Origin of the sequence: Pseudomonas putida (assembly GCF_001976065.1) — a bacterium.
Classification (GTDB): Bacteria; Pseudomonadota; Gammaproteobacteria; order Pseudomonadales; family Pseudomonadaceae; genus Aquipseudomonas; species Aquipseudomonas serbica.
Window position 1 is genome coordinate 228,477 of the sequence record NZ_MNAH01000003.1, and the last position, 15,586, is coordinate 244,062.

General features: G+C 62.5%; 17 protein-coding genes. 3 read left to right on the top strand and 14 right to left on the bottom strand.

Going from position 1 to position 15,586, the window contains the following annotated elements:
- The first annotated feature begins 743 nt into the window (after positions 1-743).
- The 3 genes from BKX96_RS12140 to BKX96_RS12155 all read left to right on the top strand — a co-directional run bounded on the left by BKX96_RS12140 (position 744) and on the right by BKX96_RS12155 (position 4,024).
- On the top strand, positions 744-968 hold the full coding sequence (locus BKX96_RS12140; RefSeq protein WP_007898912.1) for a hypothetical protein: 225 nt from the start codon (positions 744-746) through the stop codon (positions 966-968).
- Positions 969-2,123: 1,155 nt separating this feature from the next.
- On the top strand, positions 2,124-2,606 hold the full coding sequence (locus BKX96_RS12150) for a hypothetical protein (RefSeq protein WP_046819412.1): 483 nt from the start codon (positions 2,124-2,126) through the stop codon (positions 2,604-2,606).
- Between the two features lie 146 nt (positions 2,607-2,752).
- Positions 2,753-4,024 carry an OmpP1/FadL family transporter gene (locus BKX96_RS12155; RefSeq protein ID WP_046819411.1) on the top strand — a complete coding sequence of 424 codons (1,272 nt, stop codon included), beginning with the start codon at positions 2,753-2,755 and terminating at the stop codon, positions 4,022-4,024.
- Between the two features lie 164 nt (positions 4,025-4,188).
- Here BKX96_RS12155 and BKX96_RS12160 read toward each other — a convergent pair whose 3' ends face one another.
- The 14 genes from BKX96_RS12160 to cobO all read right to left on the bottom strand — a co-directional run bounded on the left by BKX96_RS12160 (position 4,189) and on the right by cobO (position 15,585).
- Entirely contained in the window at positions 4,189-4,755 is a 567-nt protein-coding gene (locus BKX96_RS12160; protein ID WP_077184025.1) for a glutathione peroxidase, read from the bottom strand.
- Between the two features lie 67 nt (positions 4,756-4,822).
- On the bottom strand, positions 4,823-4,945 hold the full coding sequence (locus tag BKX96_RS33215; RefSeq protein ID WP_256721527.1) for a hypothetical protein: 123 nt from the start codon (positions 4,943-4,945) through the stop codon (positions 4,823-4,825).
- A complete protein-coding gene (locus BKX96_RS12165; RefSeq protein ID WP_046819409.1) occupies positions 4,942-6,150 on the bottom strand; it encodes an MFS transporter in 1,209 nt (402 codons plus the stop codon). The genes BKX96_RS33215 and BKX96_RS12165 overlap by 4 nt, the downstream gene beginning before the upstream one ends.
- A 52-nt stretch (positions 6,151-6,202) precedes the next feature.
- Positions 6,203-6,607 (bottom strand): MarR family winged helix-turn-helix transcriptional regulator, encoded by a 405-nt coding sequence (locus BKX96_RS12170; protein ID WP_046819408.1) that lies wholly within the window; start codon positions 6,605-6,607, stop codon positions 6,203-6,205.
- A gap of 21 nt (positions 6,608-6,628) precedes the next feature.
- Complete coding sequence (locus BKX96_RS12175; RefSeq protein WP_077184026.1) at positions 6,629-7,360, bottom strand: adenosylcobinamide-GDP ribazoletransferase; 732 nt, start codon at positions 7,358-7,360, stop codon at positions 6,629-6,631.
- Between the two features lie 2 nt (positions 7,361-7,362).
- The gene (cobC, locus tag BKX96_RS12180; protein WP_077184027.1) at positions 7,363-7,938 is read right to left on the bottom strand and encodes an alpha-ribazole phosphatase family protein; all 576 of its coding nucleotides are present in this window, start codon (positions 7,936-7,938) and stop codon (positions 7,363-7,365) included.
- Positions 7,935-8,990 (bottom strand): nicotinate-nucleotide--dimethylbenzimidazole phosphoribosyltransferase, encoded by a 1,056-nt coding sequence (cobT, locus tag BKX96_RS12185; RefSeq protein WP_077184028.1) that lies wholly within the window; start codon positions 8,988-8,990, stop codon positions 7,935-7,937. The genes cobC and cobT overlap by 4 nt, the downstream gene beginning before the upstream one ends.
- A complete protein-coding gene (gene cobU / locus BKX96_RS12190) occupies positions 8,987-9,508 on the bottom strand; it encodes a bifunctional adenosylcobinamide kinase/adenosylcobinamide-phosphate guanylyltransferase (protein WP_046819404.1) in 522 nt (173 codons plus the stop codon). The genes cobT and cobU overlap by 4 nt, the downstream gene beginning before the upstream one ends.
- Positions 9,509-9,594: 86 nt before the next feature.
- Positions 9,595-11,046, bottom strand: coding sequence for a cobyric acid synthase (locus BKX96_RS12195; protein WP_077184029.1), 1,452 nt, complete (start codon positions 11,044-11,046; stop codon positions 9,595-9,597).
- A complete protein-coding gene (gene cobD / locus BKX96_RS12200; RefSeq protein ID WP_046819402.1) occupies positions 11,043-12,035 on the bottom strand; it encodes a threonine-phosphate decarboxylase CobD in 993 nt (330 codons plus the stop codon). Before cobD ends, BKX96_RS12195 begins: the two co-directional genes overlap by 4 nt.
- The gene (gene cbiB, locus BKX96_RS12205; RefSeq protein WP_077184030.1) at positions 12,028-12,936 is read right to left on the bottom strand and encodes an adenosylcobinamide-phosphate synthase CbiB; all 909 of its coding nucleotides are present in this window, start codon (positions 12,934-12,936) and stop codon (positions 12,028-12,030) included. The genes cobD and cbiB overlap by 8 nt, the downstream gene beginning before the upstream one ends.
- A complete protein-coding gene (gene bluB, locus BKX96_RS12210) occupies positions 12,933-13,583 on the bottom strand; it encodes a 5,6-dimethylbenzimidazole synthase (protein ID WP_077184032.1) in 651 nt (216 codons plus the stop codon). The genes cbiB and bluB overlap by 4 nt, the downstream gene beginning before the upstream one ends.
- A complete protein-coding gene (locus BKX96_RS12215; RefSeq protein ID WP_077184033.1) occupies positions 13,580-14,977 on the bottom strand; it encodes a cobyrinic acid a,c-diamide synthase CobB in 1,398 nt (465 codons plus the stop codon). Before BKX96_RS12215 ends, bluB begins: the two co-directional genes overlap by 4 nt.
- Positions 14,974-15,585 (bottom strand): cob(I)yrinic acid a,c-diamide adenosyltransferase, encoded by a 612-nt coding sequence (cobO, locus tag BKX96_RS12220; protein ID WP_008065287.1) that lies wholly within the window; start codon positions 15,583-15,585, stop codon positions 14,974-14,976. The genes BKX96_RS12215 and cobO overlap by 4 nt, the downstream gene beginning before the upstream one ends.
- Between the last annotated feature and the right edge of the window lies 1 nt (position 15,586).

The window sequence follows — 15,586 nt, forward strand, 5'->3', positions numbered from 1 at the left end:
TTTTGGTTACAGGCACCCACTGCGTTTGAAGGCTGGATGACAGCGCGGTGACAGTCTGCGCAACTAATGTGCACAAGTACCTTCGTCACGGTTATATCGCTGCGCTTTTTCGGCGCATTTTTCTCTGTTTGCTGGGGATAACCCACGCTAAACCCGCGTTCCAGGCTGGTTGCGGGCATGCAAATGATGAAGACCACCGGTCGGATTTCGGGCTACTACAAGGCTGTCCCAGGCATCGCCACGCAGCCGCCGGACGATGAAGTGGCGAGAGCATGCTGTTTTTTTGCCAGCCCCCTTCCCTTTGCCAGATCAATCCGTTACTATCCGCGCCGTTAGTACCAAGCTGAAAGTCAATTCTGGTCGAACAAATCCCCCCGGAGCCTTCCACAGGAAGCAGCCACCGAAAAAGCGGGATCGACCACCTCGATGGTTTCCAGGTAAATCTTGCGCCAACACGGCCTTTGAATCGAAAACAAAGGGTGTTGCCAGGCTCATTACTCTGTCCGAACCAGCCTGCAAATTGATCAGGATCTTCACCCCGGGCCCAGAACCTTTGCCCCTGATGTGTTGCCTGCCCTCCTAAGTACCTACCTGCCAGCCCAAGCGCGCCAATTATCAGCGCTTCAAACTGGCTGCTTTGTTCCAGTCGGGTTCTTCGTTCGACCAACGGTGGTCGTCGTCACTGGAACGTTTTAATTTTGCACGGCTCTTATCCGTGTCGCTTGTAGGAACACCCAATGACTATGTCTACTCAAATCCATACCCAGGATGCTATCCGCACCCTCACCAACGCTTTTGCACCGATGAACTGCCTGATCATGGCCGCGCGCAAAGGCTGTTTCAGCTTCACCCTGGTCAACGAACACGGCATCGCCCGTCACAGCGAACGCCTGTACCCCGACCAGTACTCCAGCGCCGAACCGCTGCAGGCAGTGATCGAGCGTACGCGCCAGGCCCTGGTCGCCTGAGACGCCAGCGTTACTGAAACACCAGAAGCCCCGCCCAAAAAGCGTAATGCTGTTCACTTTAGGTTGGAGGGCTTCAGGTGGATATTTGGATTAGGTGTATATCCATTCCTGCGGTAACGGCCACCTAAGGTTTCGCCCTTACGGCGAGTCACTTGGAAGAACGGAACGCCGCCCGGCCCCAAGTAACCAAGGGCTCTTGCCCCTGGCGTTCGGTGCCTCGCCCAGGCTCGGCATACCCTCGCTCCGGTCCTGCTCCGTGGGCCCGCCGCGATGGGCCATCCTTGGCCCAGCGCGGCTAACCCGGCATCCATGCCGGGTTGCCCACTGCGCAGAACCGGAACGAAGCCTCTCGATGGGGCAAGAAAATCAAAAGCCAAAGCAAAAGCGAGGCGGCCTGACAGCCGACCTGATTAAGGGACCTGTCTACGATCCAATTGTGCGAGCCTGCTCGCGATGGACGTCCAGATAGCGCGATCCTCCAGACAGGGCGCGATATCGTTGACGTCCATCGTCGGAACGCCGCCCGGAGCAAGCTCGCTCCTACAGGGGAACGTGCTCACTTGAAACCAGGTCGGCTGTCAGGCCGCCTCGCTTTGCTTTGATCGTGGCGCCCCGTTAAACCACGATGGCCGAACGCAGGCATTGCGCAGTGGGGAAACCGGCAGGACGCCGGTTTAGCCGCGCTGGGCCAGGGATGGCCCATCGCGGCGACCCACGGAGCAATGCCGGAGAGAGGGCATGCCGAGCCACAGCGAGGCACCGAGTGGTGGGGCAAGAGCCTTTTGGTTACTTGGGGCCGGGCGGCGTTCCGTTCTTCCAAAAGTGACTCGCTGTAAGAGCGAAACCCTAAGTGGCCGTTACCGCAGCAATGGATATCCCCCCAATCCAGTTCTTAACAACACCATGCTTAAGTGAACAGCATTACGCCCAAAAAGCGGGGCTTTTTGTTGCCCAACGTTTCCAGGTGACTAAGCACGGATAGATATAAGGTTTATAACTCGCAGGCGGAAATATTTTAAAAACAGTCCTTTACGCGGTGAATATGACACTAGACTTCAACTCAAGCGGCCCTGTTCCGCTTCCGACGAGCCTGAGTCGATTCACCGCTGCCAAAGCCTTTCAGGTTCGTCGCCAAATTGATGTATCGAGGGTTTTATGGGTATCGCTGCCAGCGAACTGTGCCGTTATGTGATCCGTCCAACCTTGATCTACCTTGGACGCCATAGCGCAACCGCCGAATCCCTGCTGCTTGGCATTGCCGCCAGCCAGTCAGCCCTTGGTTCCGCCCTGCATGACCGCCGTGGACACGGCCTGTACCGAATCGCCGAACCCCGCCACCAGGCACTCTGGGACCATTACCTGGCACTCGACCCGGAACGTGCGAGCCTGGTTCGAGGCCTGGCGAGCCAGCATGCTTTCCTCAGCGGCCCGCACCTGGAATTGACCGTCAACCTGCGTTACGCCACCGCCATTGCCTGGCTGCTGGTCGAAGAACAGAACACTCCCCTCCCCGAAGCAGACGACCTGCTGGGCATGGCGCGAATCTGGCGCCAGACCTTCCAGCCCCAGGGTCGCCTGCGAGACTTCACCTGCGCCTGGCAAACTTGTGTATCACCGCTGAATCAGGTCGCCTGCTGAAACCTCTGGATGCAAAGATCGCTCAACTGGCAGCGAATCTGGTCGGATTGTCCTACAAAACCGCTCTAAATCAAGCATTACAGCCTATGGCGCTGGGACGAAAATGTTGGTAATTTTCGCCCCGGTGATCACCAGGAGTTCTAATAATGAAAAAAGTAATGCTCAAAACCACCATTAGCCTCGCCGTTGCCTTGGCATCCACCCAGATCTTCGCCAGTGGTTTTGCCCTCAACGAACAAAGCATCAGCGGGATGGGGACAGGTTTTGCCGGGCGATCTTCTGCTGCCGACGACGCATCCACCGTATTTGGCAACCCTGCCGGCATGTCTCGCCTCAAGCGCGAACAAGTAACCGGCGGCGCTGCATTCATCGACGCGCACGCTGACATCAGCGATGCCAGCTCGTCGAATGGCGGCACCAACAAGGGCGACATGGTCCCTTTCATGGGCGTGCCTATGGGTTACTACGTCAAGCCACTCGATGACCAGTGGGCAGTCGGTTTCGGCGTCTACGCTCCCTTCGGCCTGGTGACCGACTATGAGAACGGCTTCGCCGGCCGTTACTTCGGCAGCAAGAGCGAAGTCACGATCGTGACCCTGCAGCCAACCGTCAGCTACGCCTTTAACGACAAGGTGTCGATCGGTTTCGGTCCGACGATCAACCGCATCGACGGCAAGCTGGAATCGAATCTGTCGCTGAGCCCGAACCCAGCCGCACCGGACGGTGAAGTCAAAATCAAGGGTGACGACACTGCGCTGGGCTACAACATCGGTATTCTGGTGCAAGCCACCGACTCCACTCGCGTCGGCCTGACCTATCACTCGAAAGTGAAGTACAAGCTCGAGGGTGACACCAAGGTCAACTACGTCGGCCTCGCTGCCCTGCGTCAGAGCCCGAACCAGAAGTACGACGCTTCGCTGGACATCACCACGCCTGAGTCGGTGGACTTCTCGGTCACGCATCAACTGGACGACCAGTGGACCCTCTACGCAGGCAGCACCTGGACTCGCTGGAGCCGCCTGAAAGAAATCACCGTCGAGAACAGTGGTGTGCCTGCTGCTTTGAACCCAGCGTTTGGCACCATCACCGAAGAACAGAACTGGCACGACACTTGGGCTCACGCCATCGGTGCTTCGTATCAGCTGAACAAGCAATGGGTGTTGCGTACCGGCCTGTCGGTCGACCAGTCGCCGACCAACAACGAAAATCGCTCCCCACGCATTCCAACGGGCGATCGCACGATCTTCAGCCTGGGCGCCGGCTGGAGCCCGACCGACGACCTGACCATCGACGTGGCGTACTCGTACCTGCGTGAAGAGTCGGTCAAGGTCAACGACAACAACGGCCGCCAGGCCTACAGCTCCAAGTATGAAAACTGGGCGAACGGTTTCGGTGTCGGTGCGACCTACCGCTTCTGATGACCTGCGGCGAGCCTGAACCCTTCGCCTGACACCAAAAAGCCCCGCCCTCTTGTACAGAGGCGGGGCTTTTTAATTTCCACGCATGAGATCAGGCTGGCCGGAAGGCCGTCATCGCCAGCAAGCCGGCTCCTACAGTTTTGCGTTATCCATGTGAGCGTCGATCAGGGCGCTGAAGCCAACGGCGGCGAAGCCAGCGCTTTTTCCACCGCTTCAATGAACTCAGGATCATCGGGCTTGGTCAGGCTGGAGAAACTGGCGATCACCTTGCCCTGGCGATCGACCACGTACTTGTAGAAATTCCACTTCGGCGCGCCGCTCTGCTCGGCGAGCACCTTGAACAGGTTTGTTGCATCGTCGCCCCTGACCTTCTGCGGCTCGGTCATGGTGAAGGTCACGCCGTAGTTCACGTAGCAGACCTTGGCCGTCTCGGCGCCATCCTTGGACTCCTGCTTGAAGTCATTGGACGGCACACCGATCACCTCCAGCCCCTGCTCCTTATACCGCTGATTGAGCGCCTCAAGGCTTTTGAACTGCGGGGCAAAACCACAGAAGCTTGCAGTATTGACCACCACCAGCGGCTTGCCGGCGAAGCGCTGGCACAGGCCAATGGATTCATTGGCGCGCAACTTGGGCAACGAGCCCTGCAGCAACGCCGGGCACTCGGCCGACTGGGCCAATCCGGTAAAGGCTACCAGTAACGCGGGAACCGCCAGCCAGCGCATCAGCATATCGGTACTTCCTTGAGAGTTCGTGTTTGGTCGACGTTACTCGCCCTCACTTCCCGCCTGCAAGCCTTTAGCATGCCCCCAGGCCCAGCTGCATCAGCGCCAACCCGCCCTGATGCCAGCCCCACCATGCCAGCGCCAGCAGCAAGGCGCAGACGGCAGCCACCATGATCCGTGGCCACAGGCTGTTCATGTCGCACTCATCTGGGTTTGCAGGCGCGCCACCGGCCGCTCACGCACGGGCCAGTTCAGGGCTGCAGCCATCAGGCTCAAGAGAATCGCCACCTGCCAGATCAAATCGTAGCTCCCCGTCCGGTCATACACCACCCCGCCCAGCCAGCCACCGAGAAACGACCCGAGCTGGTGAAACAGGAACACTATCCCACCGAGCATGGACAAGTTTCGTACACCGAACAAGGTGGCCACGGTGCCGTTGGTCAAGGGCACGGTCGACAACCACAGCAATCCCATGGCCATCCCGAACAGGTAAGCGCTGGTGGTGGTCACTGGCGCCCACAGGAACAGCGCGATCACCACTGCGCGCAACAAGTACAGGGCAGTGAGCAAGCGCGGCTTGGACATGCGCCCGCCGAGCCAGCCGGCGGTATAGGTGCCGAAGATGTTGAACAGGCCGATCAGCGCCAGCACGGTGGTGCCGACTGTCGCCGGCAAATGCTGATCCACCAGGTAGGCCGGCAGGTGCACGCCAATGAACACCACCTGGAACCCACAGACAAAAAAACCGAACGCCAGCAGCCAGAATCCCGAATGGGAACAGGCCTCTTTCAGCGCTTCAGAGAGGGTTTGTTCGTGGCCGAGTACCGGCAGCGGCTTGTCCTTGAGCATGCCCACCAGCGGCACGATCAGCGCCACCAGCACGCCCAGCGCCAGCAATGCCGCGGACCAGCCGAGCCAGCCGATCAACCCCAGCGTGCCCGGCAGCATCGCGAACTGGCCGAACGAACCGGCGGCGCTGGCGATGCCCATGCCCATGCTGCGTTTTTCCGGCGGCACCGCGCGCCCGACCACGCCGAGGATCACCGAGAAGGAGGTGCCGGACAGGCCGATCCCGATCAGCAGGCCGGCGCTCAGGGACAAGGTCCCCGGCGAGTCGGAAAGCCCCATGCACACTAGGCCTGCCGCGTACAGGACACCGCCGACCAGCACCACTTTCGCCGCGCCAAAACGGTCGGCCAAGGCACCGGTGAACGGTTGCGCCAGGCCCCAGATCAGGTTCTGCAGAGCGATGGCAAAGGCAAAGACCTCACGCCCCCAGCCGAACTCGGCGCTCATCGGTGCCAGGAACAGCCCGAAACCGTGCCGCACTCCCAGGGACAACGCCAGGATCAGCGCACTGCCCACCAACACCCAACCGCACGTACGCCACATCGATGTCATTCTTGTTCTCCAGTCGCGGGTATATACCCGCTTATGATCGAGCGAACCGGCCTCATGCCAGTTCGTCCAGCAATTTGAGTAACGTTTCGCGTTTTTCGGCCCCCAGGCGATCGATCAATCGCTGTTGCGCTGCCTCCCAGGCTGGCAAAGCGGCTTTGAGGCGCTCGGCGCCCGCTTCGGTCAGCTGGACGATGCGATTGCGCATGTCCTCGCCCTCGACCAGCATCACCAGGCCTTCACCTTCCAGCACCCGCAAATTGCGTCCCAGGGTACTGCGATCCAGCCCCATGGCCTCGGCCAGGGTGGAAATACTCGGTTGGTCCAGGCGCTGCAGATTGCACAGCAAAGAATACTGGGCAACGTTGATTCCGAAGCCATCGAGAGCGCCGTCGTAATGCCTGCTGACGCCACGGGCGGCGCGACGCAGGTTGATACATAAACATTGGGAGTCGAGCATGATGCGTGTATATACCCGTGGTTAGATGAGTGCAAGTCCTGCGAGCATCGCAACTTCCAGCAATTCCAGCAACGCCCCCGCCGTGTCCCCCGTCGTGCCACCCAATCGACGCCGCATCACCTGCCTCAGCCAGACAAAAATCAATGCCGCCAGCAGCAACGCCCAAACACCGTCGAGGCCGGCGATCAGCACACACAACAGGCTGCTTGCCGCCAACACCTGCTTGCCCGCCAGGCGCGGAAGATGATCGGCCAGGGCCTGCCCCAAACCGCCGGGACGTACGTAAGGCGTGGTGAGGAACAATCCCAGTAACGCGCTGCGGCTGATCAAGGGAACAATGATCAGGGCCAGCGCCTGCTGTTGCTCGATCAGCGCAACCAGGGCGGCAAATTTCAACAGCATCACCAACACCAGTGTGACCACTGCAATCGGCCCGCTGCGTGGATCCTTCATGATCGTCAACGTGCGCTCACGATCACCGAATCCGCCAAGCCAGGCATCAGCGCTATCGGCCAGGCCGTCCAGGTGCAGCGCGCCGCTGAGCAGCACCCACACCGCCAGCAACACTGCCGCGTGAAGCAACAATGGCGTACCCAGCAACAGCCAGTTCAACACCCACAGCATCGCGCCGAACAGCAAACCCACCAGCGGATAAAACAGCAGCGAGCGCCCCAGTTCTTCAGGCGTCGGCATGCCCGGCAAGCGAATCGGCAGGCTGCTCAGGAATTGCAGGGCGATCCAGAATGGCAACATGTTCAGCGCACTTCCCTTAATACGCCATCGGGCTCGACCGCCAGCGAGAACAGCGCCCCATGCGCCACTTCAACATTGAGCAGTTGCTCCCTCGGCAAACCGCGGGCATGGGCCAGCAACAATCGCATGACCCCACCATGACTGATCAGCAGCACACGTTCCCCGGCGTACGCCGCCTGCAAACGCGCCACTGCCGCCAGCACCCGCGCGGAAAAGTCCGTGAGCGGCTCGCCTTCCGGTGGAGTGAAGGCATAAGGATCAGCCCAGAACAAACCCAGATCCTCGGCGTCGGTCTCCATCAGCGCCGCAGCGCTCTGCCCTTCCCAGGCACCGAAGTGCAGTTCTTGCAGGTTGCTGTCCAGCTCGATCGGCAGCCCCGATTGCACCGCCAGCTCTTCGGCGAACCGGGCACAACGCTGCAACGGCGAACTGACCAGGCGATCCCAAGGTCCCTGCTCCGCCACCGCCGCGCGCATCTGCGCCCAGCCCTTGTCCGTCAGCGCGTCGTCGAGGCTGCCACGCAAGCCGCCGCCGAGTTCGGTTTCACCGTGGCGCAACAGGTCCAGGTGCAAGATCATGCCGGACGGTCCGCCACCGCTGCCTCGGCGAACGTCGCCATCTGCCCGTGCAGGTCACAGGCCAGACGCAGCAATGGCACCGCCAACGCCGCGCCACTGCCCTCGCCCAAGCGCAAGCCGAGGTCCAGCAAGGGCTCGGCATTCAGGGTTTCCAGCACATGGCGATGCCCCGGCTCAGCCCCGCGATGACCGAACAACAGCCATGGGCGGCACGATGGATTCAAGCGCACCGCCACCAACGCCGCGACGCTGCAAATGAACCCGTCCACCAATACCGCGATGCCTTGCTGGGCGCATGCCAGGTAGGCGCCGACCAGTGCCGCAACCTCAAAACCACCGAGATTGAACAGGGTTTGCAGCGCATCGCCACGCTGAGCGCCGTGCAAGGCCAGCGCGCGTTCGATCACTCGGGCTTTATGACTGACCCCCGACGCATCCAGCCCCGTCCCCGGCCCGGCCAGGTGCACCACCGGACAATCAAGCAAGGCACAGGCCAGGGCGCTGGCCGCCGTGGTGTTGCCGATGCCCATTTCGCCACCGATGAACAGTTGCGCGCCCATGGCGACGGCCCGCTGCACGCTGTCGCGGCCGGCCTGCAAGGCACGCTCACCCTGAGCCACGGTCATCGCCGGAGCCTGGGCGAAATTCGCCGTACCCGGACCGATGTTCAAGTGACGCACACCCGCCAGGTTCAATGACGGCGTGATGGTGCCAAGATCGACCACCTCCAGGGAGGCGCCCAACTGCCGCGCCAATACGCTGATCGCCGCACCGCCGCTGACGAAGTTTTGCAGCATCTGTCCGGTGACTTCCTGTGGATAGGCCGACACACCCTCGGCCACTACACCATGGTCACCGGCAAAAATCGCGATCCACAATCGCTCCAGAGTCGGCTTGACCTGCCCCTGCAGCCCGGCCAGTTGCACCGCCACCGTCTCAAGCTGGCCGAGGGAACCAGCCGGTTTGGTCAGTTGCTGTTGACGGGCTTGCGCCTGTTCGACAGCCTGGGCGTCGATCGGTCGGCACGGGTTCAGCCACCAGGAGGGGTTCATAACGCAGTTCCTTTCAAAGTCAGGGGCAGGCCGGCGACGGTCAGGATGACGCGCTGACAACGCTCGGCCAGGGCTTGATGCAGCCAACCGGCTTCATCGACATAGCGGCGAGTCAATTCGCCCAGGGGCACGACACCCATTCCGGTCTCGTTGCTGACAAAAATGATTTCACCCGGCAACGACGCCAGGCATTCGAGCAAGGCTTCGCGCTCGGCGTTCAGGCGTTCGGCATCGTCAAGCATCAGCAGGTTGGTCAGCCACAGCGTCAGGCAGTCCACCAGCAGGCAGCGCTCAGCGCTGGCGGTTTCACGCAGGACGCGGGCCAGTTCCAGCGGCTCTTCGATCAGCGCCCATTCGGCCGGACGGCGGGCGCGATGATGGGCCACGCGCTCATTCATTTCGCCGTCCAGGGGTTGGCTGGTGGCGATGTAGGTCACCTGGAGCCGACTGTCGGTTGCCAGTTTTTCAGCCAGGCGACTCTTGCCGGAGCGGGCGCCGCCGAGGATCAGTTGGAGCATGGTTCATTCCTGTAAATGTGCAGTGAGGCCACTGCAGTCTTCGCGAGCAGGCTCGCTCCCACAATGGAACGCGGTCAACTGCCAACTCAAATCCCGCAGAGCTCACGCAGCAGCCCGGTATCCAGATGCTTCTCCACCAGATCCGCCAACCGCTCGATATCCCGTTCACGCAACCCGTGGTAATCCACGTCCTGCACATCCTGCAGTCCCGCCCAACGCAACAGCGCACTGCACGCCGCCGCAGACTCGAACAGGCCATGCAGGTAGGTGCCGATAATCTGTCCGTCAACACTCTGCGCGCCATCGCAGCGGCCATCGTCCAGCTGCACGGCAGCGTTTTCCAGGGCCGGGCCGGTGGTGACGCCAGCGTGGATTTCATAACCGCTGACTTCAGCATTCTCCAGCGCCAGGCGCCCGCGTACATTGCGCAGCTGCTTCTCTTCTTCCAACTGCGTTTCAAACGCCAGCAACCCCAGCCCCGCACTCGAACCCGGCGCGCCTTCAAGGCCCAGCGGATCATGCACTTGCTCGCCGAGCATTTGCAGGCCACCGCAAATGCCCAGGACTTTTCCACCGTAGCGCAAATGCCGGGAGATCGCGGTATCCCAGGCGTTGGCGCGCAGGTACGCAAGGTCGCTGCGCACGCTTTTCGAGCCCGGCAGGATGATCAGGTCGGCTGGCGGAATCGCCTGGCCGGGGCCGATGAATTGCAGGTCCACTTGCGGGTGCAGGCGCAGCGGATCGAAATCGGTGTGGTTGCTGATGCGCGGCAGTACCGGCACCACCACTTTCAACACGTGCCCGGCCTTGTCGGCCTGGCGCTGGTCGATGCCGTCCTCGGCCTCCAGGTGCAAGTCCATCACGTACGGCAGCACGCCGATCACCGGTTTGCCGGTGCGTGCCTCAAGCCAGTCGAGACCGGGTTGCAGCAGCGCGATGTCGCCGCGAAAACGGTTGATGATGAAACCTTTGACCCGCGCCTGTTCGCTCGGTGACAGCAGTTCCAGGGTGCCCACCAGATGGGCGAAAACACCCCCGCGATTGATGTCGGCGATCAGTACCACCGGGCAATCCACCGCTTCGGCAAAACCCATGTTGGCGATGTCGCCCGCGCGCAGATTGATCTCGGCCGGCGAGCCCGCGCCTTCGACCATCACCAGCGGATACGCCGCACTCAAGCGCTCATGGGAGGCCAGCACCGCCTGCATGGCGATCGCCTTGTAGTCGTGATAGGCCACGGCGTTCATGGTCGTGACCGCACGTCCATGGATGATCACCTGGGCGCCGGTATCGCTGTTGGGCTTGAGCAGCACCGGGTTCATGTCGGTGTGGGGCTCGAGAAAGGCAGCCTGGGCTTGCACAGCCTGGGCCCGGCCGATTTCGCCACCGTCGGCGGTCACCGCGCTGTTGAGCGCCATGTTCTGCGGCTTGAACGGCACCACGCTGACACCCTGGCGTGTCGCCCAGCGGCACAGGGCCGTCACCAGGGTGCTTTTACCGGCGTCGGAGGTGGTGCCTTGCACCATCAGCGTGGTCATGGGTGTTCCTTGGCGAAGGCGTCCAGCGCCGATTCGAGGCGTGCCCAGTCGGCTTCATCGCCAGGCAGGCCGAAACGCAGGCTGCTGTTGTGGATGAACAGGCGCAGCAGAATGCCGCGCCGGGCCATGAAGTCGTGCAACAGCTCGGCGCGCTCGGTGATCAGCCACTGGAACAAGGCGCAACCGCCCTGGGGTTCGAAGCCGTATTGAGTCAACAGAGTGGCCAGCCGCGCGCTGGCCTCTTCGGCGCGCACCCGCTGGCGCGTGTGCCCTTCGGTGTCGCGCAGGCACGCCTGGCCCAGCACACGGGTCGGCCCGCTGACCGCCCAGGGCCCGACCTGCTCGGCGAGCAACTTGAGCAGCCTGCGCTCCGCCAGGACAAACCCCAGGCGCACCCCGGCCAGGCCGAAAAACTTGCCAAAGGAGCGCAGCACGATCAGACCGACCTGATGGGCAAACGGCGCCACGCTCAGGTGCGGCGTGTTGTCCATGAAGGCCTCATCCACCACCAGCCAGCCACCGCGCGGAGCGAGGCGCGAATGCCAGTCGAGCAGACGCGCGGGCGTCAGGTTCAGCCCCGTCGGGTTGTTCGGGTTGACCACCACCAGCACGTCGAGGCTATCGACGAAGAAGTCGACTTCCTGCTCCAGCACCTCGCGCACAATGTATCCGTTGCGCCGCCACGCCTCGGCATGCTCGGCATAACAGGGCGACAGCACGCCGACCTTGCCCGCCCGGCGCAGGCGCGGCAGCAACTGGATGGCCATCTGCGAGCCGGCCACCGGCAATGCCTGCAGGGTGCCGTAATAGTCGCAGGCCGCCTGCTCCAGGCCGTCATCGGTTTCCGGCAATCGCGCCCAGGCGCGCAGCGGAATGTCCGGCACGGGAAATGGCCAGGGCGCCAGGCCGCTGGACAGGTCGAGCCAATCGGCTTCGTCAATGCCGTAATCGTGCGCCGCCTTGCGCAGTCGTCCGCCGTGCTCAAGCATAAAATTCAGCCCCCACACACATAATCAGCAGCCACAACCATACCCCGCGCTGGACCAGTTGCCAGCCGCGGTCGATGGCGTCGGCATCGGCCGGCACGCCCTCGCCCAACTGAGGCCGCTGATGCAATTCACCGTGATAAATCGCTGGCCCGCCCAACTCGACGCCCAACGCACCAGCACCCGCCGCCATCACCGGGCCGGCATTCGGGCTGTCCCAAGTCGGCCCCTGGGTGCGCCAGCATTTCAACGCCAGGCGAGTCTTGCCCAGCAGCGCATAGGTCAACGCCACCAGGCGCGCAGGAATGTAGTTGAGCACGTCGTCGATCTTCGCCGCCGCCCAGCCGAACCGCTCGAAGCGTTCGTTGCGATAACCCCACATGGCGTCCAGGGTGTTGCTCAAACGATAGAGCACCACGCCCGGCGCCCCGGCCACGGCGAACCAGAACAACGCGGCAAACACTGCGTCGCTGCCATTTTCCAGCACCGATTCGGTGGCGGCACGGGCGACGGCGGTTTCATCCAGATCACTGGTTTTGCGGCTGACCAGATAACTCACCCGTTGGCGCGCTTCTTCAAGATTATTGCTGCGCAAGGCCTTGGCCACAGGCTCTACATGTTCGCCAAGGCTGCGCATGCCCAAGGCGCAATAGAGGGCGAGGATCTCGACGACCCAGCCGACGTAGGGCGCCCAGGAAAATGCCGTGGCCAACAGGGTCAGCGGCAGGACGGCGATCACCCAAGCGGTGACCCCATGGCTGCGCCAGCCGCGACCGCCGCCATTGAAACGTTGCTCGATGCGCTGGGCAAATCGACCGAACGCCACCAGCGGATGCCAGCGTTTGGGTTCACCCAGCAGCGCATCCAGCGCCACTGCGGCGACACTCAACAACGCCACACTCATTGACTCACTCCCCAATAATTTTCATACAACAGCTCACTCAGCGGACGCGCCTGCGCCCAGCCTTCGAGTGCCAGCATCGGTGCCGGATAAAACGCCTTGACCGGGCCCAGGCAGAGAATTGCCAAGGGCTTGGCACCCGTCGGCAGACCCAGCAGGTCCGCCAGGGCTTGCGGTTCGAACAGCGAGACCCAGCCCATGCCCAACCCTTCGGCACGGGACGCCAGCCAGAGGTTCTGGATCGCGCAGGACAACGAGGCCAGGTCCATCTCCGGCAGGGTACGACGACCGAAGATATGCCGTTCGCGATCGTCCATCAGCGCGGCGACCAGCACCTCCGCGCAATCGTTGATGCCCTCGACCTTGAGTTGCATGAATTCGTCGGTGCGCTCACCGAGGGCCTCGGCGGTGCGCACGCGTTCCTGCTCCACCAGGACCTGGATCTGGCTGCGCAAGGCACGGTCGCTGATGCGGATGAAGCGCCAGGGCTGCATCAGGCCGACACTTGGGGCCTGATGCGCGGCTTCGAGCAGGCGCCGCAGCAACTCGGGCTCGACCGTGCCGCCGGCGAAGTGGCGCATGTCGCGACGCTCGGCGATGGCGCGGTAGACCGCATCGCGTTCGGCCTGGCTGAAGGTGTTGTCAGTCATGGCCTCTTCGCTGCGATGCGGCGCCCCGACAAGCCAGCGCCTACCGGGGTTAGGTGATCAACTGTAGGAGCTGGCTTGCCAGCGAAGGCGGCCTCAAGGTCTGGCGCAAACAACGCGGCAACCGCTTGCGGATTGGACGGAAAATAAAAATGCACGTAAGAGGCCGTCATCCGCCCCTCACGATAAACAGCTTCAGCGCCACGCCCGCCGTTAGGACTCAAGCCCCGGGCAATCGGTGCCAGTTCGGTGGTGGTCAAGGAGTGATGGTAGGTGTGTCCACGCAGCGAACCTTCCGGCAGCTCCACCGCTTGCAAGGCCAATGCAGCGAGGCGCTTCTGCATCACCGCATCGCCCTTCAACAAGCCGACCAGTTCCGCACGCGTACCCTCGACATCGGTCAGCGAATCGAGCAGGTAAAGCATCCCGCCACATTCCGCCAGCAAGGGTTTGCCCGCCGCGTGGTGCGCGCGGATCGCCGCCAACATCGCGGTATTCTGCGACAGCGCCACATGGTGCAACTCCGGATAGCCGCCCGGCAGGTACAGGCTGTCCGCCTCGGGCAAACCCGCGTCACGGATCGGCGAGAAAAATAGCAACTCGGCACCCATCGCCCGCAACACATCCAGGCTGGCCCCGTAGGTAAAGGCAAAGGCTTCGTCACGGGCCACGGCGATACGCACACCAGCCAATAACGGTTCGGCCGCGATCACATCCGGCGCGGCGAACTCCACCGCTGGTGGCAGCGCGACTTCACAGCTGCTGGCCAGGGCATCCGCCGCCGCATCGAGGCGCACGTCCAGGTCATTCAACTCGCTGGCCTGCACCAGGCCAAGGTGGCGACTGGGCAATTCGATGCCGGTCTCCCGGGACAAGGCACCGTACCAGCGCAGGCCTTCGGTCAGGCTGCCTTCGAGCAGTTGCGCATGGCGCAGAGTGCCTACGCGGTTGGCCAGCACGCCGGCAAACGGCAAGTCCGGCTGATAGCGCGCCAGGCCCAGGGCCAGGGCGCCAAAGGTCTGGGCCATGGCGGTGCCGTCGATCACACCGAGCACCGGCACGCCAAAATGCCGCGCCAGGTCGGCACTGGACGGCGTACCGTCGAACAGCCCCATGACGCCTTCGATCAGGATCAGGTCAGCCTCAGCGGCGGCCTCCCACAGCAGGCGACGGCTTTCCTGCTCGCCGACCATCCACATATCCAGTTGATACACCGGCGCACCGCTGGCACGCTCGAGGATCATCGGGTCGAGAAAATCCGGGCCACACTTGAACACCCGCACCTTGCGGCCCTGGTTGCGATGCAATCGGGCCAACGCGGCGGTCACGGTGGTCTTGCCCTGGCCGGAGGCCGGTGCGGCAATCAATACCGCCGGGCAATGACGAGATTGATTCACAGCTCGACGCCTTTTTGCGCTTTGATACCGGCCTGGAAGGCGTGCTTGATCATGCCCATTTCGGTGACGGTGTCCGCCAGCTCGACCATTTCCGGCTTGGCGCCACGACCGGTGACCACCACATGCTGCATGGGCGGGCGCGCCTGCAGATCGCTGAGCACCTGATCGAGATCGAGGTAGCCGTGCTTGAGGGCGATGTTCAGTTCGTCCAGCACCACCAGGCCGATCGATGGATCGCGCAACAATTGCTGCGATACCGCCCAGGCCGCTTCGGCCGCCGCGATGTCGCGCTGGCGATCCTGGGTCTCCCAGGTGAAGCCCTCGCCCATCACATGAAAACGCACCTGCTCGGGGAAACGCCGGAAGAACAGCTCTTCACCGGTGCTGTTGCGCCCCTTGATGAACTGCACCACACCGCACTGCATGCCATGCCCCATGGCACGGGCAAGCATGCCGAACGCCGAGCTGCTCTTGCCTTTGCCGTTGCCGGTCAGCACCAGCAGCAGGCCGCATTCGTTCGGGGAATTGGCGATGCGTTCGTCGATCACGGCCTTTTTGCGCAGCATGCGCGCCAGATGACGTTCGTCACGATCAGGGGTATCAGACATG